Genomic DNA, 25,511 nt, shown 5'->3' with positions numbered 1-25,511 from the left:
CTACTGGCCCGGTCATCTCGATGCCAGAAAGACGAGGGGACTTCGGGAGATGCTGGCTGATTCGACCCGGGACAAGATTGCCGCCGACTTGGCGCAAGCCGAACGGAGCCGTCAGCCGATAACCCCGTTGACGCCGTCCTACCCGGATATCGACGTGGTCGACGCCTACCAGATCCAGCTGATCAACATTCGTCGGCGGGTCGCCGAAGGAGGCCGAGTGGTGGGCCACAAGGTCGGCCTGTCCTCGCCGGTGATGCAGCAGATGATGGGTGTCGACGAGCCTGACTACGGGCACCTGCTCGACAACATGCGGGTGTTCGAGGACGCCCCGGTGCGGACGGCGAACTACCTGTATCCCCGGGTGGAGGTCGAGGTCGGCTTCATCCTGGCCGCCGACCTGCCGGGCGCCGACTGCACCGAGGACGACGTGTTGGCGGCCACCGAGGCCCTGGTTCCCTCGATCGAGTTGATCGACACCAGGATCAAGGATTGGCAGATCAAGATCTGCGACACCATCGCTGACAACGCATCGGCCGCGGGCTTCGTGCTGGGTGCGGCGCGGGTGTCCCCGGCGGAGGTGGACGTGAAGGCGATCGACGCGGTCCTGACTCGCAACGGCGAGCTGGCCGCCGAGGGGCGCAGCGACGCGGTGCTGGGCAACCCGGCCACCGCGGTGGCGTGGTTGGCCCGCAAGGTCGAGGGGTTTGGCGTGCGGTTACGCAAGGGCGACATCGTGCTGCCGGGGTCGTGCACGTTCGCCGTCGACGCGAACGCCGGTGACGAGTTCGTTGCCGATTTCACGGGCCTGGGTTCGGTTCGCTTGTCGTTCCAATAGTGCCGAACTAGTTTCGAACATCGAGAGCGGTAAAAGGAGCAACATGCCGTCGAAGGCAAGTGTGGCCATTGTTGGGTCCGGAAATATCAGCACCGACCTGCTCTACAAACTGCTGCGATCCGACTGGCTGGAACCGCGCTGGATGGTGGGGATCGACCCGCAGAGTGAGGGTTTGGCGCGGGCCCGCAAGTTGGGTCTGGAGACCATCCACGAGGGCGTGGATTGGTTGTTGGCCCAGTCGGACAAGCCCGATCTGGTGTTCGAGGCGACCAGTGCCTATGTGCACAAGGCGGCGGCGCCGAAGTATGCGGCCGCCGGAATCCGGGCGATTGACTTGACGCCGGCGGCGGTGGGTCCCGCGGTGGTTCCGCCGGCCAACCTGCGCGAGCACCTGGATGCCCCCAACGTCAACATGATCACCTGCGGGGGACAGGCGACCATTCCGATCGTGTACGCGGTGTCGCGAGCGGTTGCCGATCTGGGCGGGGTTCCCTACGCCGAGATCGTGGCGTCGGTGGCCTCGGTCTCGGCAGGGCCCGGGACCCGGGCCAACATCGACGAGTTCACCAAGACCACCAGCAAAGGTGTCGAGACGATCGGCGGCGCCCGGCGCGGTAAGGCGATCATCATTTTGAACCCGGCCGATCCGCCGATGATCATGCGGGACACGATCTTTTGCGCCATCCCCGAAGACGCCGACCGCGACGCGATCGCGGCCTCGATTCATGAGATCGTGGCCCAGGCGCAGACCTATGTGCCCGGGTACCGGTTGCTCAACGAGCCGCAGTTCGACGAGCCGTCGATCAACTCCGGTGGCCAGGCGGTGGTGACCACGTTCGTCGAGGTCGAAGGCGCTGGCGATTATCTGCCGCCCTACGCGGGCAATCTGGACATCATGACCGCGGCGGCGACCAAGGTCGGCGAGGAGATCGCCAAGGAGACGCTTGCCGTGTCAGGAGGAAAGCGATGACCGGGATCTGGGATGTGCGCATCACCGACACGTCGTTGCGCGACGGGTCGCACCACAAACGCCACCAGTTCATTAAGGAGGAGGTCGGCGCCATCGTGGCGGCCCTGGATGCCGCCGGGGTGCCGGTGATCGAGGTGACCCACGGCGACGGGCTGGGCGGGTCGAGCTTCAACTACGGCTTCTCCAAAACCCCCGAGCAGGAACTGATCAAGCTGGCCGCCCAGACGGCCAAGGAAGCCAAGATCGCGTTTTTGATGCTGCCCGGGGTCGGCACCAAAGAAGACATCAAAGAAGCGCAAGACAACGGTGGATCCATCTGCCGGATTGCCACCCACTGCACCGAGGCCGACGTCTCGATCCAGCATTTCGGGCTGGCCCGCGAGCTGGGCCTGGAAACCGTCGGGTTCTTGATGATGGCCCACACGATTGCGCCCGAGAAACTGGCCGCCCAGGCCCGCATCATGGCCGACGCGGGCTGCCAGTGCGTCTATGTCGTCGACTCCGCCGGCGCCCTGGTGCTCGACGGCGTCGCCGACCGGGTTGCCGCGCTGGTCGCCGAACTCGGCGAGGACGCCCAGGTGGGCTTTCACGGGCATGAGAACCTCGGCCTGGGGGTGGCCAACTCGGTAGAGGCGGTGCGTGCCGGTGCCAAGCAGATCGACGGCAGCGTGCGCCGGTTCGGCGCGGGCGCGGGCAATGCGCCGGTCGAAGCCCTGATCGGGGTGTTCGACAAGATCGGCGTCAAGACCGGTATCGACTTCTTCGACATCGCCGACGCCGCCGAAGACGTGGTGCGCCCGGCCATGCCCGCCGAATGCCTGCTCGACCGCAATGCGCTGATCATGGGCTACTCCGGGGTGTATTCCAGCTTCCTCAAGCACGCCGTTCGCCAATCCGAGCGCTACGGTGTTCCCGCGCATCAGCTGTTGCACCGGGCCGGTCAGCGCAAGCTCATCGGTGGCCAGGAAGATCAGCTCATCGACATCGCACTGGAAATCAAGCGCGAGCAGGAAAGCGGCCAGGTCGCTAGCCGTCGGTGAAAATCCAGGTGTCCTTGCTGCCGGCGCCCGACGACGAGTTCGCTATCCGCGACCCTCGGCTGGCCACTCGGGTCAGGGCGGCGGGCAGGACTTTCGCCGTCACCGGGCCGCGGGGTGTCTGTCGTAGGTGGACGAACGCGCGCAGGTCGACGTGGTGCGGGTAGAGCCCATCGTCATCGAAGGTTGGGTGCGTTGAGAGTGCCACCAGCTGCTGGGCGACGAACTGCTCCGGTTGGATGAGCAGCTCGCGCCGGCGCGCCTCGATCGCGGCGTCGGTGGCCTCCGGGCCGATCAGCACGCCGCTGCCGCTGAGCCCGTCGGTCGGCTTGACCACCAGCTCGCCCAGATGACCCAGCACGTAATCGCGCTGCTCGCGTTCGGCACAGACCCACGTCGGCGCCTGCGCCAGCGCCGGCTTCTCCCCGAGGTAGTACTCGATCATGGCGGGGACGAACGCGTAGACCGCCTTGTCCTCGGCGACGCCGTTACCCAGCGCGTTGACGATGGTGAGGTTGCCGGCGTCCAGCGCCTCGAGCAGTCCGGACCGCAGCGGCGCGCCATCGTGGCCGGTCGATGAAAGCAGCATGTCCTCGTACATCCGCGAATAGATGACGTCGACCGGAGAACCGCCGGAACCGCCGTGGCGGAACACCCTGCGATCGCGCACCGACAGGTCCGATGGCGCGACCAGTGCAACGCCCATCTCCTCGGCGAGGAATCCGTGTTCGAACCAGCCCGGGTCGTCGCGGCCGGCCGACAACAGGGTGACCGTCGGCTGATCGGGAGCGTGCGGTGGGGCCGCCGCCCGCAGCGTCTCCAGCAGCAGGTGCGCGACCCGGTCCAGATCGGCGACCCCGCCCGGCGGTGGCAGCTCGGGCAGGTACTTGCCAAGCAGCCGGCGGTTGACGATCGCGCACGCCACACCGGACGGGATGCGCAGGTTGTCTTCCAGCACCATCCAGTTACCCGCGCGGTCGCACACCAGGTCGATGCCGCTGATGTGCGCACGCACGCCGTCGCCGGCCAGTCGGCCGGTCGAACGGAAACCGGGCGAGCGGTCGAGAACCTGCGCGCTGAGCACGCCGTCCGCCAGGATCGCCTGCTCGGAGTAGACGTCTCGTAGGAAGGCGTCCAGCGCCCTGGCTCGTTGCGCGAGGCCCTGGGACAGCTGCGCCCACTCGTCGGCGGTCACGATTCGCGGCACCAGATCAAGCGGGTTCACCTGCACACGGCTGTGCCCGGCGGCCCGGAACGTGACGTTGCCGGCACGGCGTTCCTGCTCGATGTCGCGGTCGCGGGCGCGCAACACATCGACGCCGAGGCCCTCTATCGTCTTCAGTGCCGTCTTGTAGTTCGGGCGTGCCCGCCCGTCGGCATCGACGGCTTCGTCGTAGCTGGCGAACATGTCGTCGGCGGGTTTGCCGACCTCGCCGGTGGGCTGATATGCCGCGAGCAGGCCACCATCGTGCGATATCGCCGCGGTGGTGGGCTTGACGCGCCCAGCGGTCTCGGCGATGAGCTGATCTACGACGTCGGTGAGGCGGGCGCGGCGGCGCAGCGCCCGCCGCTGCCGAGCCGAGGACGTACCGGAGAGCAGGGTCTGGCGGGTCAGTTCGCCGATCATCTCCCAGTCGCCGCTGTCTTCGAGCTGCGGTCGCAGCGAGGACACCAGATCGTTGACCACGTCCCCGGCCGGTCGGCTCGCCGGGACGGGCCCGGTGAGGTCGACGAGGTCGCCCTCGAGCCCCGAGCGGGCAGCACGCCAGAGCGCCGCGCTGCCCACCGTCGAGGGAAACGCCGGCGCGGGGTGCCGGCGCGGATCGCTTCGGCCTCCCGCGCGACGGCGGCCCGGTACAGTCCGGCGACCAGCACGATGGTGTCCACCGACGGGCAGCTGTCGCACACTCGCAGTTCTAGCGTGGGCGCGTGGCTGGACGGCCGGAGATCGAAGTAGATCATGCCGTAGTCGGTGATCACCTGGCTGGCGATCAATGCCTTGACCAGCGCGTCGTACTCGGTTGCCGACTGCACCGGGGCGGCCAGGCCGGTCGTCGGCCATCGTCGCCATACCAGCGTGCGCATGCTGGCATAGCCGGTGTCCGACCCGTCGGCCCAGAACGGCGAGCTGGCCGACAAGGCCAGCAGCGTCGGCAGACAGGGGAGCAGGCGGTTGGCGATGGCGATCGCTTCGTCGCGGTCATCGATGCCGACGTGCACATGGGTGGCGCAGATCAGCTGTTCGCGGGCGAGTAGCTGGTAGTCGGCGAGCATATGCAGGTAGCGGGGAGTCTGGGTGATCTGAAGCTCGGCGGGTACCGACAGTGGCACGGCGCCGGCGGCCACCACGCCCACGCCGATTTCGTCGGCCGCGTCCACCAACAACCGCCGGTGCCGAAGCAGGTCGGCGCGCAGCGCGTCCAGGCTGTCGACGATGCCGCTGTTGGTCTCGACGACGCAGCTTTGAAGTTCGGCGACGTAGTCTTCCGGAAGCTTCGCGAGCAGGTTCGGGGCGCGTGTCGTCAGGCGCCTGGACCTCAGGTCGACAAGGTGAAACTCCTCCTCGACGCCCATCGTTCGCGGCGGGTCGCGGCGCATGCAGCCACGGTACGCAGTGGTCAATTGCGGGTGTGTTAAACAGAGCTTCCGATGTTGTTGCCGCCAGGCGCGACGCGCTGGAGGCGGCGACCGAGCCCGAAAATCGATGGTCGGTGAGGTCATCTGGCTTCGTTGGTGGGCAGCGCCGCTACGCCGCAAAATGTTCGCCATTGACTCAAAATAGGAACACGTTCTAGCGTCGAAGTCGTGTCCTCGCATCCCGTCTCGCAACCTGTCTCGGAACCGCTGACCGAGGCGATTGCCGAAGCCGAGAAGTTGGTCACGGCGGCACCACACATCGAAACCGAAGCCGACCTGCTCGAAGGACTGCAATATCTGGCCGGCTGCATCGCTGGCTGCCTGCATTTGGCCTTCGACTACGAGCGTGATCACCCCTTCCTGCAGTCGGGTACCGGTCCGTTCACCAAGATGGGCCTCGATAACCCCGACACCCTCTACTTCGGCACGCGGGTGCATGCCGACCGTGACTACGTCGTCATCGGCAACCGGGGCACCACCACCGACCTGAGTTTCCAGCTGCTCGGGGGTGAGTACACCGACAACAACGTGCCGGTCAGTCAGGCCGCTTTCGACGACCGTGAACTCGAAATCGCGTCGGACGGCAGCTTTCAATGGCAGCTCCGGCCGACCAGCAACGGGCAACTGGTGATCCGGGAGGTCTATGCGGACTGGTCCGCGCAGCGCGGCACTCTAGCCATTTCCAGGCTGGATACCGCCGGCACCGCGCCGCCCCCGCTGACCCGGGAGACCATGCAAAAGCGCTACACCGTCGCGGGAAAGCAGCTGGTGGACCGGGTGAAGACGTGGTTGCAGTTTCCGCAGTGGTTTTATCTCAACATCCCGGTCAACACCATGGTGGCGCCCCGGTTGACCCCTGGGGGGCTGGCTACGCAGTATTCCTCGGCCGGACACTTCGACCTTCGCCCCGACCAGGCGCTGGTGATCACGGTGCCGGTTAGTGACGCCCCCTATCTGGGCTTTCAGCTCGGCAGCATGTGGTACATCTCGTTGGACTACATCAACCATCAGACCTCCCTGAACAACTCTCAAGCCCAGGCGGATCCGGACGGCAAGGTTCGCATTGTGGTGGCCGACCGCAATCCCGGCGTAACCAACTGGGTGGAAACCCTCGGTCACCGGCGCGGGTTCCTGCAGTTCCGTTGGCAGCGGGTGTCGCGGCAGCTCACTGACGCCGACGGGCCGAGTGTGGAGTTGGTGGACTTCGACGCGGTCGGTTCCGCGCTGCCGTATCTGGAGCACAACAAGATTTCCGACGAAGACTGGCGCGCGCGAATTGCGCTGCGCCAAAAACAAATTGCAGCCAGGATGCTGGGTTGAGAAGGAAACGGTGATGCCAGGTTTACTTGACGGAAAGACCCTTGTCATCAGCGGAGTGGGGCCGGGATTGGGGACCACCCTGGCGTATCGGTGCGCGGCCGAGGGGGCCGACCTCTTGCTGGCCGCCCGCAGTGGCGATCGCCTCGATGAACTTGCCAAGCAGATCATCGGCAAGGGGCGACAAGCCATCGCGGTGCGCGCCGACATCACCGACGACGATCAGGTGAGCAACCTGGTCGATGCCACGCTCGAGGCATACGGGAAGATCGACGTGTTGGTGAACAACGCGTTTCGGGTGCCATCGATGAAACCGTTGGCCGAAACCACATTTCAACACATTCGGGACGCGATCGAGCTGAGTGCGCTGGGGGCGCTGCGCGTCATTGCGGGCTTCACCCGGGCGCTAGCCGAAACCAAAGGTTCGATCGTCAACGTCAACTCGATGGTGCTACGGCACTCGCAGCCCAAGTTCGGCGCCTACAAGATGGCCAAGTCGACATTGCTGGCGATGTCACACTCGCTGGCGGCGGAACTCGGAGTGAAGGGCATTCGGGTAAATTCCGTTGCGCCGGGCTACATCTGGGGTGACACGCTGCAGGGCTACTTCGAGCACCAGGCCGGCAAGTACGGAACCACGGTGGAGCAGATCTACCAAGCCACGGCCGCGCAGAGCGATCTGAAGCGACTCCCGACCGAGGACGAGGTGGCGTCGGCGATCCTGTTCATGGCCAGCGACCTGTCCAGCGGCATCACCGGGCAGACCCTGGACGTCAACTGCGGGGAGTACCACACCTGATGGCCGATCGCACCGATGTCGGAACCGTCGACGAGCTGCATGCATCGGCTACCAAACTGGTCGGGCTGGACGACTTTGGCAGTGACCAGGACAACTATCGCGAAGCCTTGGAGGTGCTGCTGGACTCCTATCGGCGCGAGGCCGGACTCACCGTGCTGGGCAGCAAGATGAACCGATTCTTTCTGCGCGGCGCCCTGGTTGCCCGGTTGCTGTCCGAAGCCGCATGGAAGCAGTACCCGCAATACACCGAAGTGCCGATCCAGCGGCCCATCTTCGTGACCGGCCTGGTGCGGACCGGCACCACGGCGTTGCACCGACTGTTTGGTGCCGACCCCTCCCACCAGGGTCTACACATGTGGCTGGCCGAGTTCCCGCAACCGCGCCCGCCCCGCGAGACATGGGAGACAAACCCGTTCTACCGCCAGCTCGACGCCCAGTTCACCCAGCACCACAAGGACAATCCCGGCTATACCGGCCTGCACTTCATGGCTGCCTACGAACTGGAGGAGTGCTGGCAGCTACTGCGGCAGTCGCTGCATTCGGTGTCGTATGAGACCCTCGCGCACCTGCCCAGCTATGCGCAGTGGCTGGCAAAGCAAGACTGGACACCATCGTATCAACGGCATCGGAAAAACCTTCAGCTCATCGGGCTCAACGATGCCGAAAAACGATGGGTGCTAAAGAATCCCAGTCATCTGTTCGCACTGGATGCGTTGATGGCCAGCTATCCCGACGCGCTGGTGATCCAGACCCACCGGCCGGTCGAGACGATCATGGCCTCGATGTGCTCGTTGGCGCAGCACACCTCCGAAGGCTGGTCGACGAACTTCGTCGGCGCCCAGATCGGTGCCGACGCGATGGAGACCTGGTCGCGCGGCCTGCAGCGGTTCGATTCCGCCCGAACCAATTACGACCCAGCGCAGTTCTACGACGTCGACTATCGGGATCTGATTGCCGACCCGATGGGGACGGTGGCCGACATCTATCGGCACTTTGGCCTGACACTGACCGATGAGGCTCGAGCGGCGATGGCAAAGATCCACGCCGAGAGTCAGACCGGTGAGCGCGCGCCCAAGCATAGGTACTCGCTGGCCGACTACGGCCTGACCGCCGAAGCTGTCAAGGAGCGGTTCGCCGGGTTCTGACGATCATTCTGGATCATGTTGTACCAGCACGCCTTCGGCGATGGCGTGCTGGATGCTGTCGGTCATCTTGGGGCAGGCCTTGGTGCGTGCGATATCCCCGCCGGATCGCCGGACTTCGGCGAAATGAGCGCACCGCTGTGCCGCCTCGGTGTTCCACTGCACCGCGGTATGGCCCGGGCCGATCTGCTTGACGGTGACGGTGACGTGGCAGAACCGGCAATCCACCGGCTGCAATCCGGCCGTGAGATAGCGTTCGCGATCGGCGAGACTGGCCTGGCGAACCGCCGCGCCGCGCTGCGGGTCGTTGGTGAAATCCCTTGACTTCGACCAGGGCTGACGCCCGTGGTGCTGTTCGGAGGATTCCTGGTGATCATGATGGTCACCGAGGAGCAGCAGCATCGACCTGGCGAGTTGATCGACGTCGGGGACCTCTTGATCGTCCGGTGCTGCCATGGCCGTCAGTGTTGCTCGGCGGGCACGTCGTCGGGCACCGATTCGGCCTGCTGCTCCTGGAGCTTCTTTGTCTCCAGATTCTGTTGGACCTCGGCCCGCCAGAACTCGTTGGCGCGGGTGGTGTCGACTTCCATCTCGAAGCGTTCCACCATCTCCGGGGTGACGTCGGCGGCATCCACGTAGAACTGCTCATACCAGCGTCGCATCTGATAAACGGCGCCGTCTTCTTCGACCAGCAGGGGATTGTCGATGCGGGTCTTGTGCTTCCAGATCTCGACGTCCTGCAAGAAGCCCTTGCTGACACCTTCGGTAAACACCCGCGACAGCTTGTCGGTCATCTTTTCGTCCATGCCCTTGGGCTTTTCGACGATGACACCCCACTGCAGCACGAATGAGTCCTGGGTCACCGGGTAGTGGCAGTTGATCAGAATCGACTCGGACTTGTACCCGCCGTAGCTGTTGTGCAGCCAGTTGATCATGAACGACGGCCCGAAATACGACGCTTCCGAATCCAAGTGCGCTTCACCGTAAGCGGTTCCGAGATCGTCAACATCGGGGCGCCCGACGTTGTGCAGATACTGCGATGCGATGTGGCCTTCGAAGACGTTCTTGAAGTAGGTCGGCAGCCCGAAGTGGATGTAGAAGAAGTGCGCCATGTCGGTGACGTTGTCGATGATGTCGCGGCAGTTGGAGCCCTCGATGAGAATCCGGTTCCACCGCCACTGGGTCCAGTCATCGCTCGCGGCCTCGGGAATCTCGGGGATGCGGACCGCGGGGTCGGGTGGGTTGCCTTCGTGGTCGTGCCAGACGAAGAGCAGCCCACCACGGACATCCGTCGTCCACGACCGGGTGCGCGCCATCCGGGGCGTGCGCTTGGCGTAGGGCACCAACTTGCAGCGGCCGTCACCGCCCCAGCGCCAATCGTGGAACGGGCAGGCCACCTCGTCGCCCTTGATGGTGCCCTCCGACAGGTCACCACCCATGTGCCGGCAATAGCTGTCGAGGATCTTCAGGTCCCCGTGGGAGTCGGTGAACACCACCAGCTTGGTGCCGAACGCCTCCACTCCATGGGACTTACCGTCCATGAAGTCCTTGGCAACGCCCAGGCAATGCCAGCCGCGCGCATACCTGTTCGGCAAGATGCCGGCGTCGATCTCCCGGACGCCGACGGCAGATGTGTCGGTACTCACCCGTAACCTCCAGATCGCTGTCTCTAACTAGAACACGTTACAGTTTTGGGGTGGGGGAGTGCAACGACGGCGTGTCTGGCCACGGCATATGCATGTTGCGGTATATGTAAACGATGCCGCTATTTTCGTTTGAGGGTCGCTCCCCGCGCGTTGATCCCACCGCGTTCGTAGCGCCAACCGCGACGCTGATCGGCGACGTCACCGTCGAGGCGGGGGCGTCGGTGTGGTTCAACGCCGTGCTACGAGGCGACTACGCGCCCGTCGTGATACGGGAGGGCGCCAATGTGCAAGACGGGTCCGTGTTGCATGCACCGCCAGGCATCCCGGTCGACATCGGCCCGGGCGCAACGGTGGCGCACCTGTGCGTGATTCATGGCGTTCACGTCGGGGCTGAGGCGCTAATCGCCAACCACGCAACGGTTCTCGACGGTGCCGTGATCGGCGCGCGCTGTCTGGTCGCCGCGCATTCGTTGGTGGTGGGCGGCACTCAGATTCCGGAGGGGATGCTGGTCAGCTGGGCACCGGCCAAGGTGAAAGGACCGATTGCCGGAACCGGCGCGGAGATGTGGGCCAATGTCAATCCGCAGGCCTATCGTGACCTGGCGGCGCGACACATGGCCGGGCTGGAGCCGCTCTAACCCCGGTTAGTTCAGCCCCGGTGTCCCGTTGAGGCCGGCCAACAGGCCACCGGCCCCGGCCGCGCCGGCGTTGCCGTGATCCGGTTGGCCCGACCCGCCATTGCCGCCGTTGCCACCGGTGCCGATCAACTGTGCGTTACCGCCGTCCCCGCCGGCATTGCCGGACAGCGCGGTGATCCCGCCGGCACCGCCGTCGCCGACAAGTGCACCGCCGGCGCCGCCGTTGCCGCCGGCACCGCCAATCAGGTCACCGAACCCGCCGACACCGCCCGCGCCACCGGCGCCGACCAGCCAGGCAGCGCCGCCGGCGCCACCGGTCCCGGCGATGTTGACCGAGTCTCCGCCGGTCCCGCCGGCGCCACCGTCACCGAACACGCCAGACTGGCGGCCGGCCCCACCCATCCCGCCACCGGTCCCGAGCGAATTCCCGCCGGTGCCGCCCACCCCACCATTACCGGCGAACAACGCGCCGGCGCCGCCGCCACCGCCGGATCCGGCGGTGGCGTTTATCGCACTTCCGCCGTGGCCGCCGGCCCCGCCCGCGCCGCCGACCCCGTCGACGCCGGCGTCGTTGTCCAGTAGATTCCCGCCGATTCCGCCGACCCCGCCGTCGCCGAACAGCCATCCGCCGCCGCCCGCCAGGGAGAGCCCGCCGGCGCCGCCCGCGCCGCCACTGCCGAACAGCATGCCGCCGAGGCCACCGGACCCGCCTGCCCCTCCGTTGGCCGTCAATGAGCCTCCGGCCGCGGTGCCGCCGGCGCCACCCGCGCCGCCAGCGCCTCCTGTTCCGAAAAGTCCTGCGGCACCGCCGATCCCGCCAGCGCCGCCGGTTCCGGAGTTCGCGCTACCACCGGCGCCGCCGGCTCCGGCGGTGCCCCAGAGCAGCCCCGCCGCATCGCCGTTTCCGCCCACCGAGCCGGCCGCGCCGGACCCGCCGCTGCCGCCATTGCCGATCAATATCCCGCCGTCGCCACCGTTTGCGCCCGTGCCCGGCGCGCCGTTAGCGCCGTTGCCGATGAGCGGGCGCCCCAATAGCGTCTAGGTCCTGTCTGCTAATTGCGGACGCGGTGGTAGGTGATGATGGCGGCCAGGGTGACACCGCTGAGGTAGGTCAGGGCGTATTTGTCGTAGCAGGTGGCGACCGCGCGCCAGTGTTTGAGCCGGTTGAAGCTTCGCTCGACGGTGTTGCGGTGCTTGTAGATTCGGCCTGAGAACCCCGGAGGCCGTCCTCTGTTGCGGCCTTTGGCTTTGCGGCGGGTGATCTGGTCGCTGCGCTCGGGGATGGTATGGGCGATCTTGAGCCGGCGCAGCTGTGCCCGCGTCGAGTCATGGGAGTACGCCTTGTCCGCCAGCAGGTGAAACGGGGCGTATGAGTTGCTGCACCGGGCGGCCAGCAATGGCCAAAGCATCGGATTATCACCGGCTTGACCGGCCGACAGTGCCAGGGTGACCGGACTGCACAGCTGGTCGGTCAAGGCGTGGATCTTGGTAGTCAGCCCGCCGCGGGAATGCCCAATGGCGTGGTCATCGGGCTCATCGAGATATTTCTTGTAATTCGACAGATCCCCCTGTGCGGCGCCCGGGGCGCTCCGGCTGCGTGTTGGTGGGCGCGCACACTGGTCGAATCGACCGACAACAGTGCGCCCAGGTCGGCGTCCTCGGCGTCGAGGTCAGAGGCGATCGCCGCGAAGATCCGCGCGTAGATGCCATCGACCGACCAGCGTAGATGCCTCTCGGCCACCGATTGCCAGGGACCGAAGTGCTCGGGCAGGTCACACCACGGAGATCCCGTACGGTAACGCCAGATAATGCCCTCCAGAGTACGTCGATGATCGTTCCACGGCCGGCCACGCCGCCGCCCCGCAGGCAACACCGCCACGATCAGCGACCACAAATCATCAGAAATCGCATGCGTCCGCATCACCCAAACAGCATCAGCCAAAACACCATTCACATTAAGCAGACACGCCCTAGCCGGGTGCGTTCACCTTGTTCAGCAGGTCGTGGGCGAGTGAGGCGTTGGTGGCCTCGGCGCTGGCATAGGACGTCGCGGCCGCGCGCAGGTTGCCCACGAACTCGTCGTGAAACCTCGCGGCCGCGATGCCGAGCGTTTGATACGTCTGGCCGTAACAGGCGAACAATGTCGCAACTGCCGCCGAGATCTCGTCACCGGCCGCGGGCGCAAGCTGGGTGGTGGCGAATTCCGCCAGTCTGTTGGCTTCGCGGATCAGTGACCCGATGGTCAGCGCCTTGTCGCTCGTCGTTGCCAGGATCGCCGGGCTGACAACGACCGCCATGATTTACCTCCTGCGCCTGCAACGAGTATCACAGGTGCGGTTGGTGCAGGACGCCAATTCGCGCGGTGCGTGGCTAATGGGCTCTGTGGGCCAATCGAATTCGTCAGCGAGCGTGGCGGCTGTTGGACTGCGCAGGCAGTTTCAGCACCCGGTCGCGATAGTCGATGACATAGACCGACCCCTGACTATCGACTGCCACGTCGGTCGGGGAAAAGAGATCCTTGAAAGGCAGCACGGACTGTTCGTGTGTGGCGGCATCCATCCGCACCACCCGGTTGTTGTTCAGGTCGGCCACATAGACGTTGCCGCTCAGGTCCACGGTCACCCCAGCGGGGAAGTTGAGGCCGGTGAACGGGAGGTCCACCGGCTGTGTCGCGCCTGCGGCCAGCGCCACCACCCGGTTGTGTCCGCTGTCGGTGACATAGACGGTGTCGGCGTTGTCGGCTGCCACATCGTAGGGACGGTCCAGGCCGGTGAAACCCAGCTCGCTGGGGGTGCTCGAGCCAGCGGGCAGTTTCAGCACGTTGTTGTTGACGTGGTCGACGACGTAGCAGGTGTCCGCGCTGTCAAAGGCCAAGCCGTGTGGGTCGGCAAGGCCCGTGAACGGCAGCTCGATCGGGATTGTGGAGTCGGGCGGAACCTTCAACACCCGGTTGGCAGCAGCGTCTATCACATAGACGGCATTGTGATGGTCCACCGCTACGCCGCCCGGAACTATCTTGGCCGAGATCGGAAACGCAGACGGGGTGTTGGATCCGGCAGGCAGCTTCTGCACCAGCTTATTGCCCGAGTCGGCGACGTAGACCGTATCGAAACTGTCCAGGGCGACCCCGTCCGGATTTGCCAGGTGGAAATGCAGCTTGATCTGGGCGGGTTGGTCGGCGGCGGTGGATAGGTCGACCCGTTTGACCGGCGCTTGGCCCGATGGCTTGAAGATCAGGTAGCCGGTGACCGCGAGAATCGCGACGACGACTATCGCGCCACCGGTAATCGCCAGCTTTCGCCACTTGCGTGGCGACGCCCCGAATCCGACACCCGCCATCTGCCGACTCCTTCGCCTCCTCCGGTCATCGCAACGCCAAGACAGTACCCGATCGGCATGCCCGGTGCGATGTGTGAGCTGGGTCGCAGGCGCTAGCTGGTCCAGGCCAGGCGCCGTATCGCGACCTTGCTGCGCGGCATCGGGCGGGGCTGGAACCGATCCGGATCGATGCCGTAGCCAACGGCATTACAGACCAATCGAATTCGTCAGGACTCATGTTGGCTGTTGTACTGTGCGGGCAGTTTCAGCACCCGGTCGTGGTAGTCGATCACATAGACAGAACCGTGGTTGTCCACCGCGACGTCGGTCGGGGAAAAGAGATCGTCGAAAGGCAGGACGGTCTGTTCGTGCGTAGCGGCATCCAGCCGCACCACCCGGTTGTTGTTCAGGTCGGCCACATAGATGTTGCCGTTGAGATCCACCGCTACGCCAGCCGGGAAATTGAGGCCGGTGAACGGGAGTTCTACCGGCTGTGTCGCACCCGTGGCCAGCGCCAATACCCGGTTGTAGCCGCTGTCGGTGACATAGACGGTACCGACGTTGTTTGCTGCCACATCGTAGGGACGGTCCAGGCCGGTGAAGCCGAGCTCGCTGGGGGTGGCCGAGCCCGCGGGCAGTTTCAGCACGTTGTTGTTGACGTGGTCGACGACGTAGCAGGTGTCGACGCTGTCGAAGGCCAAACCATGTGGGTCGGCAAGGCCCGTGAACGGGAGTTCGACCGGGGTTGTGGAGCCGGCCGGCACCTTCAATACCCGGTTGGCGGCTCCATCGATCACATAGACGACATCGTGGCGGTCGACCGCAACACCGCCCGGTGTTATCGGCTCGCCGATCCGAACCGTGACCGGTTTGCTGGATCCGGCGGTGAGTTTCTGCACCAGCCTATTGCCCGAGTCGGCGACGTACACCGTGTCGAGACTGTCCACGGCCACCGCAGCGGGGCCGGACGGGTTGAAATGCAAGGTGGTCTGGGTGGGTTGGGCCGCGGCACTGGCGGCCGACCGGTCGAGCTGATCGGAGGGCGTCTTGCCGGATGGTTTGACGATCAAATAGGCGCTGACCGCGAGAATCGCCACGACTATTACCGCGCCACCGGCCATCGCGGCTCTTGCCCATTTCCGCGGCGACATTCTGAACCCGACACCCGCCATGGGTCGACTCCTTCACCACCTTCGGTGATCGCAACCCCAAGACCGTACCTCAGTCGGCATACCCGGTGCGATGCCTCGGCAAGCATCACGAGAAATGCCCGTGATGCACCGAGGGCGCTTCACGGGCATTTTTCGTGATGCTTGCCGCGGGATAGTCGGCGGCGGCCTTCTCCATGTAGAATAGGGAATCCGGCAACGCGATCGAGTCGAATCCGACTTCCTCGGCGGTCTTGGCGATGCCGATCAGTTCATCGATCGGGCCCATCGCGATGCTGACGGTGTATTTCATCGGGCTCATGGCTTGTCGGCCCCCACCACCCACATGGAGTAATACTGCGAGCCGACGCCGTATGCGTGACCCAGGGCTTTCCGGGCATTGGGCACTTGGTGATCGCCGCCCTTGCCCATCACCTGGATAGCCGCCTCGGCGAAGCGAATCAACCCCGAGGCGCCGATGGGGTTGGATGAGAGCACGCCGCCGGACGGGTTCACCGGCAACCGCCCGCCGATCGCGGTCTCACCGGCCTCGGTGAGCTTTCAGCCCTCGCCCTCGGGCATAAACCCAAGGTTTTCCAACCACATTGGTTCGAACCAGGAGAACGGGACATAGATCTCGGCGGCATCGATCTCATCGATAGGACTGGTGATTCCGGCCGCTTTCCACAGCGCCGCGGCCGCGTCACGGCCGGCCTGGGGGCTGACTTGGTCGCGTCCGGAGTATGCCAGCGGTTCGGTGCGCAGTGCGGTCGCGTGGATCCATGCCACCGGGTGCCCATCGGCAACGCGCGCATCGGCGATTTCCTCATTGCCGATCACCACGGCGCAGGCGCCGTCCGACGACGGGCAGGTCTCGTCGTAGCGGATCGGGTCCCACAACATCGGTGACTGCATCACCTTGTCGAGGGTGATGTCCGGCTGCTGTAGATGTGCGAGCGGGTTGCGGCTGCCGTTGAGCCGGTCCTTCACCGCGACCATTGCGCCGATGTTCGACGGAGCGGCGGATGTAGGCGCGCACGTGTGGGGCGAAATAGCCGCCGGCACCGGCACCGACCGGTTTGATGAAGGGAATCGGAATCGACAAGGCCCACATGGCGTTGGACTCCGACTGCTTCTCCCACGCCATCGCCAGCACGCGGCGATACTTGCCGGACTGGACCAGGCTGACCGCCACCACACCGGTGGATCCGCCCACCGAGCCCGCCGTGTGCACCCGGATCAGCGGCTTGTCGCTGGCGCCCATGGCATGGCCATGAACAGCTCCGGCATCATCACGCCCTCGAAGAAATCGGGCGCCTTACCGACCACGACGGCGTCGATGTCGTCGAACATCGACCCGGAATCTTGCAGCGCCCGATCGATAGCCTCGCGCACCAGGCCGTTCATCGAGACATCTTGGCGCTTGGCGACATACTTGGTCTGCCCGGTACCCAGTACCGCGGCCAGCTGTGCTCGGGCTCCGGCCATCAGTTGTTCCCTTCCATGACCGCGACCAAGTTCTGTTGCAGCGCTGGACCGCTGGTGGCGTGTGCTAGCACGCGACCGGCTGAACCGTCCCAAATGTGTCGTGCCGCAAAGCCGATGCGTTCGAGGCCGGCGACAAACATCGGGTTGGCCGCCAGCGCTCCGCCGGACGGGTTGACTTTCGTCTTGTCGGTGAGTCCGATCGCCTCGGCGATGATCAGATGCTGGTGGGTGAACGGGGCGTGGATCTCGGCGACGTCGATGCCGGTGTCACCGCCGCTGGCCGCCTTGGCTGAGACGGCGGTGGACGGCGAGACGGTCAGGTCGCGCACACCCAGCGACGGCGATTCGATGCGGTGCTCGAAACCCGTTATCCACGCTGGCGATTCACGTAGCTCCCGAGCGCGATCATCGGCGGCCAGGACGATCGCGGCCGCGCCGTCGGTGATCGGCGCGATGTCGTGCCGTCGCAGCGGGTCGTTGAAGAACGGGCGGGCGAGCAGCTCGTCGATGCTCTTGGCCGGCTTCTCGGAGTCGTTTCGCTGCGAGCGGGCGAACGAGTCGAGGGCGACCTGAGCCATCTGTTCGTGGGTCCACTTGCCGGAATCCAGGCCGAGGCGGGCCTGCAATCCCGCCATCGACACCGAGTCCGGCCACAGTGGCGCAACGGTGTAGGGATCGGTCTGCCTCGACAGGATCTGGCGCAGGATGCCCGCCGAGGACTTGCCGAAGCCGTAGACCAGCGCGGTGTCGAGCTCGCCGGTCAGGATCTTGATGTAAGCCTCGAAAAGCGCCCAGGCCGCATCCAACTCCACGTGGGATTCATTGATCGGCGGCACGGCGCCGATCGAATCGATCGCAGAGATAAACGAAAATGCCCTTCCGGCTAGGTAATCCGAGGATCCCGAACACCAGAAGCCAATGTCGGACTGGGTGATGCCCAGATCCTCATACAGCTGCGCGAAGCAGGGCATCAGCATTTCGACGCCGTTGGTGGTGCCGTCGGTGCGGCGGACATGCGGGGCGTGGGCAAAGCCGACGACCGCGACATTGCGATCACTCATGTGTGGGTGAGCCCTTTACAGGTGGTGTTTGTAGGTGTCGTAGTCGGCGTCCGGTTCCCCGGTCGGCCGGAAATACTCGATGTTGTCGATGCCGAATCCCCACTCCTCGCGGCGCTTCCACACCGCCTCTACGCGCATGCCCATCCGCACTTCATTGGCGTCGATGTCGGCGACCAGGTGCAGGAACGGAATGTCGGCGCCGTCGAGCAGCACGTAGGCCGCGACGTAGGGCGGCTTGATGCGCTGACCCTGGAACGGGATGTTGATGATCGCGAACGTGGTCACCGTGCCCTGGTACGGCAGTTCGACGAACTAGGTGGTCGGCTGGCCGGTGGCCGGATCGGCCCCGTGCGGCGGGAAGTAGACCTTCCCCTTCGCGCCGGTCCTCGCGCCGAGCAGTTTCCCTTCGGCGATGGCCCTGAGATAGGCGCTTTCCTCGTGTGAGGCGGTGTGCTGAATCGTCAGCGACACCGGCGTGACGATCATCTTGACCGGATCCTGCTCACTCGGTTCCCCGGGTGGCTCGGCGTCCTCGCCCAGCTTGAAATAGGCGATGTCGGTGATGGCGCCCACCGTCTCCTCGGCCCAGTGCACGTGGACCCGGGCGCCGGTCTTGATCTTGTCCGGCCCGCCCGCATCGACGGCGTGCAGCAGGGGGGTGTCCGCGCCGTCCAGCTTGATCAGTGCCCAGGCGAACGGGCGGTCCAGTGGCTGCCCCGGTAGCGGCTCCGGCTGCCAGGTCCAGGACGCGACCGTGCCGACGGCCGACACCGGTACCATTTCGCCCAACGGTTCGTAGGTGACCGGGTCATAGTCCGCCGGCGGCACGTGCACCCTGCCGTCGGATCCACGGACTCCCAGAATCCGGCGCTCGCGCAACGCGGTGAAGAACTCACCGAGGGTGGGACCTACCGAACGGGTGTAGTCGAAGGACAACGTCAACGGCGCGGAGAGGGGCGGCTCAGGGTGATCGATCAGGGTCGGGCCGCTCGAACTGGCTGTCACGCCTTCGAGTAGAACAGGTTCTAAGAACGGTTTCAACTAGGGCTTTCTTGGGGCCCTGAGAGAGGCAGCGATGAAGCTCGGATTGCAGCTGGGGTATTGGGGCGCGCAGCCCCCCGAGAACGCGGGGGAGTTGGTCGCCGCGGCCGAGGGAGCCGGATTCGACGCCGTCTTCACCGCCGAGGCGTGGGGCTCGGACGCCTACACACCCTTGGCCTGGTGGGGTTCCTCGACCCAGCGGCTGCGGCTGGGCACCTCGGTGATCCAGCTGTCCGCGCGTACTCCGACCGCATGCGCGATGGCGGCGCTGACCCTCGACCACCTCAGTGCTGGCAGGCACATTCTGGGATTGGGCGTGTCCGGTCCCCAGGTGGTGGAGGGCTGGTATGGGCAGCGGTTCCTCAAGCCACTGGCCCGCACCCGTGAATACGTCGACATCCTGCGCCAGGTATGGGCCCGGGAAGGGGTGGTGACCAGCGACGGCCCGCACTACCCGCTGCCGCTGACGGGTGCCGGGACAACCGGCCTGGGTAAGGCGCTCAAGCCAATCACCCACCCGCTGCGTGCGGATATCCCGATCATGCTCGGTGCCGAGGGGCCGAAGAACGTCGCACTGGCCGCCGAGATCTGTGACGGTTGGTTGCCCATCTTCTACACGCCCCGGATGGCCGACATGTACAACGAATGGCTGGACGAGGGATTCGCCCGCCCCGGCGCCCGGCGCAGCCGCGCGGACTTCGAGATCTGTGCGACGGCGCAGGTAGTGGTCACCGAGGACCGGCCGGCGGCGTTCGCCGCCATCAAACCGTTCGTGGCTCTCTACATGGGTGGGATGGGAGCCGAGGGCACCAACTTCCACGCCGACGTCTACCGCCGGATGGGCTACGCGGAAGTGGTCGACGACGTCACCAAATTGTTCCGGTCCAACCGCAAGGACGAGGCCGCCGAGATCATCCCCGACGAGCTGGTCGATGACGCCGTGATCGTCGGCGACGCCGACTACGTGCGTAAGCAGATCGAGGTCTGGGAAGCCGCCGGTGTCACCATAATGGTGGTCAGCGCCCGCAGCGTTGAGCAGGTCCGTGAGCTCGCCGGACTTGTTGGAGGCTGATCCAAGCGGTTCTTGCCAGGTGATTAGAACACGTTCTAGATTGGCCCGGTGGGGTTGACTTCAGATGGCGTGCGCGTCGCCGAACGTCATCTCCACATTGGCTGCCGATTGGGAAACCAGCGCACGCTTGGGCAGCCCCAGCGAAGCAAGCTCCCTGGCATAGGGGTGGTCACCCAGATGCAGACGTGCACCGCCCAGCCGGGCGCGCATTCCGGTGATTCGCATTTCCCACGGAATCTCCCGGGTGACCCCGTCCTGGTGAGAGTAGGTCTGCAGCACCTGCGCGCCCCGGGTGGGCACCGCAACGCCGTTGCCGAATTCGATGCCGGCGATCAGCTGCCCGTCCGCGCTGACATCGAAGCTGAACTTCTTGCCCTCGCGGACGTTGAAGTCCGCCATGATCTTCGGGAAGCCCCAGATGGAGCGCCCGGCCTCGAGGGTGAACGACTGGTCGACCGGCAGGTGGTGGATGAACGCCGCGGCCTTGGCCAGCGCTCGCGGTCCACGCGTCTGGACGCCCGGCGGATTCACCATGACCGCGGTGCCGTACTCGTGGTATCGGCCGAGGTCTCCGTCGACATAGCGCACCAGCATCTGCATCACCATCGCTTTGCCGGGCAGGTGTTCGCACACTCGCAGCCCGCTGTAGTCGATGAGCTGTTGTGCCGCCACGGCGGGAACCGAGAACATCGCGGAGTGCAGATTGGCTGTGCGGATGCGCACCGGCATGGTGAGCACAGTGCCGGCGATGGTGTGTTGAGAGACGGGCATAAGGCTCACTGTAATGCGGAGGAATGGCGATGACTAAGCCGTTGATCAAACCCGACGTCGACCTGACCGACGGCAACTTCTACGCCAGTCGGCAAGCGCGAGAGGCATATCGGTGGATGCGGGCCAATCAGCCCGTCTTCCGTGACCGCAACGGTCTGGCTGCCGCATCCACCTATCAGGCCGTGATCGATGCCGAGCGGCAGCCCGAACTGTTCTCCAACGCCGGCGGTATCCGTCCCGATCAGGACGCGCTGCCGATGATGATCGACATGGACGACCCGGCACATCTGTTGCGGCGCAAGCTGGTTAACGCGGGTTTCACCCGCAAGCGGGTTAAGGGCAAAGAGCGCTCGATCGCCCAGCTGTGCGACACGCTGATCGACGCGGTTTGTGAGCGCGGAGAATGCGACTTCGTGCGGGACCTGGCCGCGCCGCTGCCGATGGCGGTCATCGGTGACATGCTCGGGGTGCTCCCCGAACAGCGAGAGATGTTCCTGAGGTGGTCAGACGATCTGGTGACATTCCTCAGTTCCCATGTGTCACAAGAGGATTTCCAGGTCACCATCGACGCCTTCGCCGCCTACAACGACTTCACCCGGGCGACCATCGCCGCGCGCCGCGCCGAGCCTACCGACGACCTGGTCAGCGTGTTGGTCAGTTCGGAAGTCGACGGTGAGCGGCTGAGCGACGACGAACTGGTCATGGAGACGCTGCTGATTCTGATCGGCGGCGACGAGACGACCAGGCACACGCTAAGCGGCGGAAGCGAGCAACTGTTGCGCAACCGCGACCAGTGGGACCTGCTGCAAAGCGACCGAGAGTTGCTGCCGGGCGCCATCGAAGAGATGCTGCGCTGGACCGCGCCGGTGAAAAACATGTGCCGAATGCTGACCGCGGACACCGAGTTTCACGGGACCGCGTTGAGCGAGGGCGAAAAGATCATGCTGCTGTTCGAGTCGGCCAATTTCGACGAGGCGGTGTTCACCGACCCGGAGAAGTTCGACATCCAGCGAAACCCGAACAGCCATTTGGCTTTCGGCTTCGGTACCCACTTCTGCATGGGCAATCAGCTGGCCCGGTTGGAGCTGTCGTTGATGACCGCTCGGGTGGTGCAGCGGCTGCCTGACTTGAGGCTAGCCGATCAGGATTCACGGTTGCCGCTGCGGCCGGCGAACTTTGTCAGCGGCTTGGAGTCCATGCCGGTCGTCTTCACTCCCAGCCGGCCACTGAGCTGAGCACGCCGAGCGGGAGATCAGCGGTTCTGGAAGTTGGGTTTGCGCTTCTGCGCGAACGCCTGCGGACCTTCTTTCTTTGGCGTCGTCGGACAAGAACACCTCGATGCCGATCCGAGTGTCGATCTTGAACGCCTCGTTCTCGTGCATGCCCTCGGTTTCGCGGATGGTGCGCAGGATCGCCTGGACCGCAAGAGGCCCGTTGGCCGCGATGATCTCCGCAATTTCCAGCGCCTTGGTCAGCGCCTGGCCGTCGGGCACGACGTGGCCCACCAGCCCCATCTCCTTGGCCTCCGCGGCAGTGATGTGCCGTCCGGTCAGCAGCAGATCGCAGGCCACGGTGTAGGGGATCTGGCGGACCAGCCGCACCGCCGAGCCGCCCATCGGGTACAGGCTCCACTTGGCCTCCGAGATGCCGAACTCGGCGCTCTCGGCGGCGACGCGAATGTCGGTACCTTGCAGAATCTCGGTTCCGCCGGCAATCGCGGGGCCCTCGACGGCGGAGATCAGCGGCTTTTTCAGCCGGCGGCCCTTCAGCAGCGCGTCGATGCGCGACGGGTCGTAGCTGCCGTCCTTGAATGAGTCGCCCGGCGGCTTCTTGGTCGCCGCCTTGAGGTCCATCCCAGCGCAGAAGTAGCCGCCCGCGCCGGTCAGGATGCAGCAGCGGATGTCGGGATCGTTGTCGACGCGATCCCAGGCCTCGACCATGATTTGCATCATTTCGCCACTAAGCGCGTTACGCGGGGACGGGCGATTCATCGTCACGATCAGGGTCTGCCCGCGCTGCTCCACCAGCGCGTCTGGTCCGGACTCCCCGTTTGCTGGCGTCTCGGAAGTATTCGGGGCCACGAGCACCGCCTTTCGCATGACATCGGGCATTCGCTTGTCAAGAAATGTAACACGTTCTAGTTTGGTGGCCGTGGCCCTGAATATTGCCGATCTAGCCGAGCACGCCATCGACGCTGTGCCTGACCGTGTAGCCCTCATCTGCGGCGATGAGCAGCTGACCTATGCCCAGCTGGAAGAAAAAGCCAATCGACTGGCGCACCACCTCATCGACCAGGGGGTGCGAAAGGGCGACAAGGTCGGCCTTTACTGCCGAAACCGCATCGAGATTGTCATCGCGATGCTCGGCATCATCAAAGCGGGCGCCATTTTGATCAACGTCAACTTCCGCTACGTCGAGGGGGAGCTGAAGTACCTGTTCGACAACTCTGACATGGTGGCGTTGGTCCACGAGCGTCAGTACGCGGACCGAGTCGCCAACGTGCTGCCGGACACCCCCAACGTCAAGACGATCCTGGTGGTGCAGGACGGTAGTGACAAGGACTACCAGCGTTACGGCGGTGTGGAGTTCTACTCGGCCATTGCCGACAGCTCGCCCGAGCGAGACTTCGCCGAGCTGCAGCGGGAGCGCAGCGCCGATGACATCTACATCCTCTACACCGGGGGTACCACTGGCTTCCCCAAGGGCGTGATGTGGCGTCACGAGGACATCTACCGGGTGCTGTTCGGCGGAACCGACTTCGCAACCGGCGAATTCATCAAGGACGAATACGATCTGGCCAAAGCCGCCGCCGCGAATCCGCCGATGATCCGCTACCCGATTCCGCCGATGATCCACGGCGCTACCCAGTCGGCTACCTGGATGTCGATCTTCTCCGGTCAAACCACCGTGCTGGCGCCGGAATTCGACGCGGACCAGGTGTGGCGCACCATCAGCGACCGCAAGGTCAATCTGCTGTTCTTCACCGGGGATGCGATGGCGCGTCCGCTGCTCGACGCGCTTATGAAGGACAACGATTACGACTTGTCGTCGTTGTTCCTGTTGGCCAGCACCGCGGCGCTGTTCTCGCCGAGCATCAAGGAGAAGCTGCTCGAGCTGCTGCCGAATCGGGTCATCACCGACTCAATTGGTTCGTCGGAGACCGGCTTTGGCGGCACCAGCATCGTGGGAGCCGGCCAGGCCACCACCGGTGGTCCGCGGGTGACCATCGACCATCGCACCGTGGTACTCGACGAGGAGGGCAACGAGGTCAAACCTGGCTCGGGGGTGCGCGGCATCATCGCCAAGAAGGGCAACATCCCGGTCGGCTACTACAAGGACGAGAAGAAGACCGCCGAGACCTTCAAGACCATCAACGGTGTTCGCTATGCGATCCCCGGCGACTACGCAATGGTCGAGGCAGACGGGACGGTCACCATGCTGGGACGCGGCTCGGTGTCGATCAACAGCGGCGGCGAGAAGATCTACCCCGAAGAGGTCGAGGCGGCGTTGAAGGGCCACCCCGATGTGTTCGACGCCCTGGTGGTCGGCGTGCCGGATCCGCGCTACGGCCAGCACGTGGCGGCCGTGGTGGCGCCCCGGCCGGGCTCTCGTCCGTCGTTGGCGGAGTTGGACGGCTTCGTGCGCAGCGCGATCGCGGGATACAAGGTGCCACGCAGCCTCTGGTTCGTCGACGAGGTCAAGCGTTCACCCGCGGGCAAGCCGGACTACCGCTGGGCCAAGGAGCAGACCGAGGCGCGGCCCGCCGACGATGTGCACGCCGCGCATGTGAGCGCATGATGCGCGACGCGGTGTGAGCGACTTCGTCAAGCAGCACTCGGGTGCGCCCGCCGGTTATTTCGCGTGGGAAGCGGCAGGCCTGCGATGGCTTTCCGATGTCGACGGCGGTGTTGCATGTGTGCCGGTGGTTTCGGTGGGCCAGACGAGTCTGACGTTGCGGCGGCTGGAATCCGTGGCCCCCAGCGTTGCGGCGGCGCACGATTTTGGCCGCCGACTGGCCATCACCCACGATGCGGGCGCCCCGGCGTTCGGGGCGGGGCCGCAGGGCTGGGACGGGCCGGGATTCTTCGGGCCGTTGTCGCAGCCACTGCCGATGTCGCTGGCGCGGCACCAACACTGGGGCGACTTTTATGCTCAGGAGCGCCTGGCGCCGATGGCCGAGCTTGCCGCGCCGCGCCTTGGCGCCCCCACCCGCGCCACCATCGAGTCCGTCATCACACGTTGTCGCGCAGGTGATTTCGACGACGAAGATCGGCCGGCCTGGCTACACGGCGATCTGTGGGGTGGCAACGTGATGTGGACACCCGACGGGGTGGTGCTGATCGACCCCGCCGCGCATGCCGGCCATCGCGAATCCGATCTGGCGATGCTCGCACTGTTCGGCTGCGCGCACTACGAAGCCATCCTCGCCGGCTACCAGCAGCTGCGACCGCTGCGGCCCGGCTGGCGTGGCCGCATCGGACTGCACCAGCTTTACCCGCTGCTGGCGCACGTGGTGCTCTTCGGCGGTGGCCACGTCCAGCGGACCGATGTGGTGGCGCGCGCCGTTCTCGCTGCCTAGCCTCACCTGTCG

The 25,511-nt window shown here is 65.3% G+C and carries 19 protein-coding genes and 7 pseudogenes; 11 read left to right on the top strand and 15 right to left on the bottom strand.

Annotated features, from left to right (window positions below):
* The first annotated feature begins 49 nt into the window (after nt 1-49).
* From G6N41_RS02180 to dmpG, 3 genes are read left to right on the top strand one after another with little or no spacing between them, the layout of a single operon-like run.
* Complete coding sequence (locus tag G6N41_RS02180; protein WP_012396547.1) at nt 50-835, top strand: 2-keto-4-pentenoate hydratase; 786 nt, start codon at nt 50-52, stop codon at nt 833-835.
* A gap of 43 nt (nt 836-878) precedes the next feature.
* The gene (locus G6N41_RS02175; protein WP_198966461.1) at nt 879-1,805 is read left to right on the top strand and encodes an acetaldehyde dehydrogenase (acetylating); all 927 of its coding nucleotides are present in this window, start codon (nt 879-881) and stop codon (nt 1,803-1,805) included.
* Complete coding sequence (gene dmpG, locus G6N41_RS02170; protein ID WP_012396545.1) at nt 1,802-2,845, top strand: 4-hydroxy-2-oxovalerate aldolase; 1,044 nt, start codon at nt 1,802-1,804, stop codon at nt 2,843-2,845. Before G6N41_RS02175 ends, dmpG begins: the two co-directional genes overlap by 4 nt.
* Here the strand turns inward: dmpG and G6N41_RS27740 are convergent.
* Both G6N41_RS27740 and G6N41_RS27735 read right to left on the bottom strand, forming a co-directional pair.
* A complete protein-coding gene (locus G6N41_RS27740) occupies nt 2,832-4,250 on the bottom strand; it encodes a circularly permuted type 2 ATP-grasp protein (protein WP_231608967.1) in 1,419 nt (472 codons plus the stop codon). The genes dmpG and G6N41_RS27740 overlap by 14 nt on opposite strands.
* A gap of 96 nt (nt 4,251-4,346) precedes the next feature.
* Nucleotides 4,347-5,440 (bottom strand): annotated as a pseudogene (locus G6N41_RS27735) (carboxylate-amine ligase); the annotation flags it as partial.
* Between the two features lie 207 nt (nt 5,441-5,647).
* On the opposite strand from G6N41_RS27735, the gene G6N41_RS02160 reads away from it, so the two are divergent.
* From G6N41_RS02160 to G6N41_RS02150, 3 genes are read left to right on the top strand one after another with little or no spacing between them, the layout of a single operon-like run.
* On the top strand, nt 5,648-6,799 hold the full coding sequence (locus G6N41_RS02160) for a hypothetical protein (protein ID WP_198966460.1): 1,152 nt from the start codon (nt 5,648-5,650) through the stop codon (nt 6,797-6,799).
* Nucleotides 6,800-6,812: 13 nt separating this feature from the next.
* The gene (locus tag G6N41_RS02155; RefSeq protein WP_198966459.1) at nt 6,813-7,595 is read left to right on the top strand and encodes an SDR family oxidoreductase; all 783 of its coding nucleotides are present in this window, start codon (nt 6,813-6,815) and stop codon (nt 7,593-7,595) included.
* Entirely contained in the window at nt 7,595-8,740 is a 1,146-nt protein-coding gene (locus G6N41_RS02150) for a sulfotransferase family protein (RefSeq protein ID WP_198966458.1), read from the top strand. Before G6N41_RS02155 ends, G6N41_RS02150 begins: the two co-directional genes overlap by 1 nt.
* A gap of 3 nt (nt 8,741-8,743) precedes the next feature.
* On the opposite strand, the gene G6N41_RS02145 is transcribed toward G6N41_RS02150, so the two are convergent.
* Both G6N41_RS02145 and G6N41_RS02140 read right to left on the bottom strand, forming a co-directional pair.
* Nucleotides 8,744-9,193, bottom strand: a complete 450-nt coding sequence (locus tag G6N41_RS02145) for a hypothetical protein (RefSeq protein WP_198966457.1) — start codon at nt 9,191-9,193, stop codon at nt 8,744-8,746.
* 5 nt (nt 9,194-9,198) lie between these two features.
* Nucleotides 9,199-10,383: a Rieske 2Fe-2S domain-containing protein gene (locus tag G6N41_RS02140; RefSeq protein ID WP_198966456.1), complete on the bottom strand. Its 1,185-nt coding sequence runs from the start codon at nt 10,381-10,383 to the stop codon at nt 9,199-9,201.
* 113 nt (nt 10,384-10,496) lie between these two features.
* Between G6N41_RS02140 and G6N41_RS02135 the strand changes: the two genes are divergently transcribed.
* Nucleotides 10,497-11,021 (top strand): gamma carbonic anhydrase family protein, encoded by a 525-nt coding sequence (locus G6N41_RS02135; RefSeq protein WP_198966455.1) that lies wholly within the window; start codon nt 10,497-10,499, stop codon nt 11,019-11,021.
* An 813-nt stretch (nt 11,022-11,834) separates the two neighbouring features.
* On the opposite strand, the pseudogene G6N41_RS29865 reads toward G6N41_RS02135, so the two are convergent.
* From G6N41_RS29865 to G6N41_RS02090, 9 genes and pseudogenes are all read right to left on the bottom strand, one after another.
* Nucleotides 11,835-12,053 (bottom strand): annotated as a pseudogene (locus tag G6N41_RS29865) (PGRS repeat-containing protein); the annotation flags it as partial.
* Between the two features lie 20 nt (nt 12,054-12,073).
* Nucleotides 12,074-12,945: pseudogene (locus G6N41_RS02125) on the bottom strand (IS5 family transposase).
* Nucleotides 12,946-12,991: 46 nt separating this feature from the next.
* Nucleotides 12,992-13,318 carry a PE family protein gene (locus tag G6N41_RS02120; RefSeq protein WP_231608785.1) on the bottom strand — a complete coding sequence of 109 codons (327 nt, stop codon included), beginning with the start codon at nt 13,316-13,318 and terminating at the stop codon, nt 12,992-12,994.
* Between the two features lie 103 nt (nt 13,319-13,421).
* Nucleotides 13,422-14,360 carry an NHL repeat-containing protein gene (locus G6N41_RS02115; protein WP_198966454.1) on the bottom strand — a complete coding sequence of 313 codons (939 nt, stop codon included), beginning with the start codon at nt 14,358-14,360 and terminating at the stop codon, nt 13,422-13,424.
* Nucleotides 14,361-14,566: 206 nt separating this feature from the next.
* The gene (locus G6N41_RS02110; RefSeq protein WP_198966453.1) at nt 14,567-15,511 is read right to left on the bottom strand and encodes an NHL repeat-containing protein; all 945 of its coding nucleotides are present in this window, start codon (nt 15,509-15,511) and stop codon (nt 14,567-14,569) included.
* A 148-nt stretch (nt 15,512-15,659) separates the two neighbouring features.
* Nucleotides 15,660-15,800: pseudogene (locus G6N41_RS02105) on the bottom strand (LLM class F420-dependent oxidoreductase); the annotation flags it as partial.
* A 5-nt stretch (nt 15,801-15,805) separates the two neighbouring features.
* Nucleotides 15,806-16,975 (bottom strand): annotated as a pseudogene (locus G6N41_RS02100) (thiolase domain-containing protein).
* Nucleotides 16,975-18,036 (bottom strand): thiolase domain-containing protein, encoded by a 1,062-nt coding sequence (locus G6N41_RS02095; RefSeq protein ID WP_198966452.1) that lies wholly within the window; start codon nt 18,034-18,036, stop codon nt 16,975-16,977. The pseudogene G6N41_RS02100 and the gene G6N41_RS02095 overlap by 1 nt, the downstream one beginning before the upstream one ends.
* 15 nt (nt 18,037-18,051) lie before the next feature.
* A pseudogene (locus G6N41_RS02090) lies at nt 18,052-19,041 on the bottom strand (Zn-ribbon domain-containing OB-fold protein).
* A 70-nt stretch (nt 19,042-19,111) separates the two neighbouring features.
* On the opposite strand from G6N41_RS02090, the gene G6N41_RS02085 reads away from it, so the two are divergent.
* A complete protein-coding gene (locus G6N41_RS02085) occupies nt 19,112-20,149 on the top strand; it encodes an LLM class F420-dependent oxidoreductase (RefSeq protein WP_198966451.1) in 1,038 nt (345 codons plus the stop codon).
* Between the two features lie 60 nt (nt 20,150-20,209).
* Here G6N41_RS02085 and G6N41_RS02080 read toward each other — a convergent pair whose 3' ends face one another.
* A complete protein-coding gene (locus G6N41_RS02080) occupies nt 20,210-20,920 on the bottom strand; it encodes an acetoacetate decarboxylase family protein (RefSeq protein ID WP_198966450.1) in 711 nt (236 codons plus the stop codon).
* 29 nt (nt 20,921-20,949) lie between these two features.
* Here G6N41_RS02080 and G6N41_RS02075 point away from each other — a divergent pair, with 29 nt between their 5' ends.
* On the top strand, nt 20,950-22,155 hold the full coding sequence (locus tag G6N41_RS02075; RefSeq protein ID WP_198966449.1) for a cytochrome P450: 1,206 nt from the start codon (nt 20,950-20,952) through the stop codon (nt 22,153-22,155).
* Nucleotides 22,156-22,172: 17 nt separating this feature from the next.
* Here the strand turns inward: G6N41_RS02075 and G6N41_RS02070 are convergent.
* Nucleotides 22,173-23,019 (bottom strand): annotated as a pseudogene (locus G6N41_RS02070) (crotonase/enoyl-CoA hydratase family protein).
* A 46-nt stretch (nt 23,020-23,065) separates the two neighbouring features.
* Between G6N41_RS02070 and G6N41_RS02065 the strand changes: the two are divergent.
* Together G6N41_RS02065 and G6N41_RS02060 are read left to right on the top strand one after the other, a co-directional pair.
* Nucleotides 23,066-24,718, top strand: coding sequence for an acyl-CoA synthetase (locus G6N41_RS02065; RefSeq protein ID WP_036450593.1), 1,653 nt, complete (start codon nt 23,066-23,068; stop codon nt 24,716-24,718).
* Nucleotides 24,719-24,731: 13 nt separating this feature from the next.
* A complete protein-coding gene (locus G6N41_RS02060; protein WP_198966448.1) occupies nt 24,732-25,499 on the top strand; it encodes a fructosamine kinase family protein in 768 nt (255 codons plus the stop codon).
* The last annotated feature ends 12 nt before the right edge of the window (nt 25,500-25,511 follow it).

The sequence above is a fragment of the Mycobacterium shottsii genome, assembly GCF_010728525.1.
In the GTDB taxonomy this organism is placed as follows: Bacteria; Actinomycetota; Actinomycetes; order Mycobacteriales; family Mycobacteriaceae; genus Mycobacterium; species Mycobacterium marinum.
Note: the sequence above shows the minus strand (reverse complement) of the source record. Positions and strands in the feature narration are given on the sequence as shown.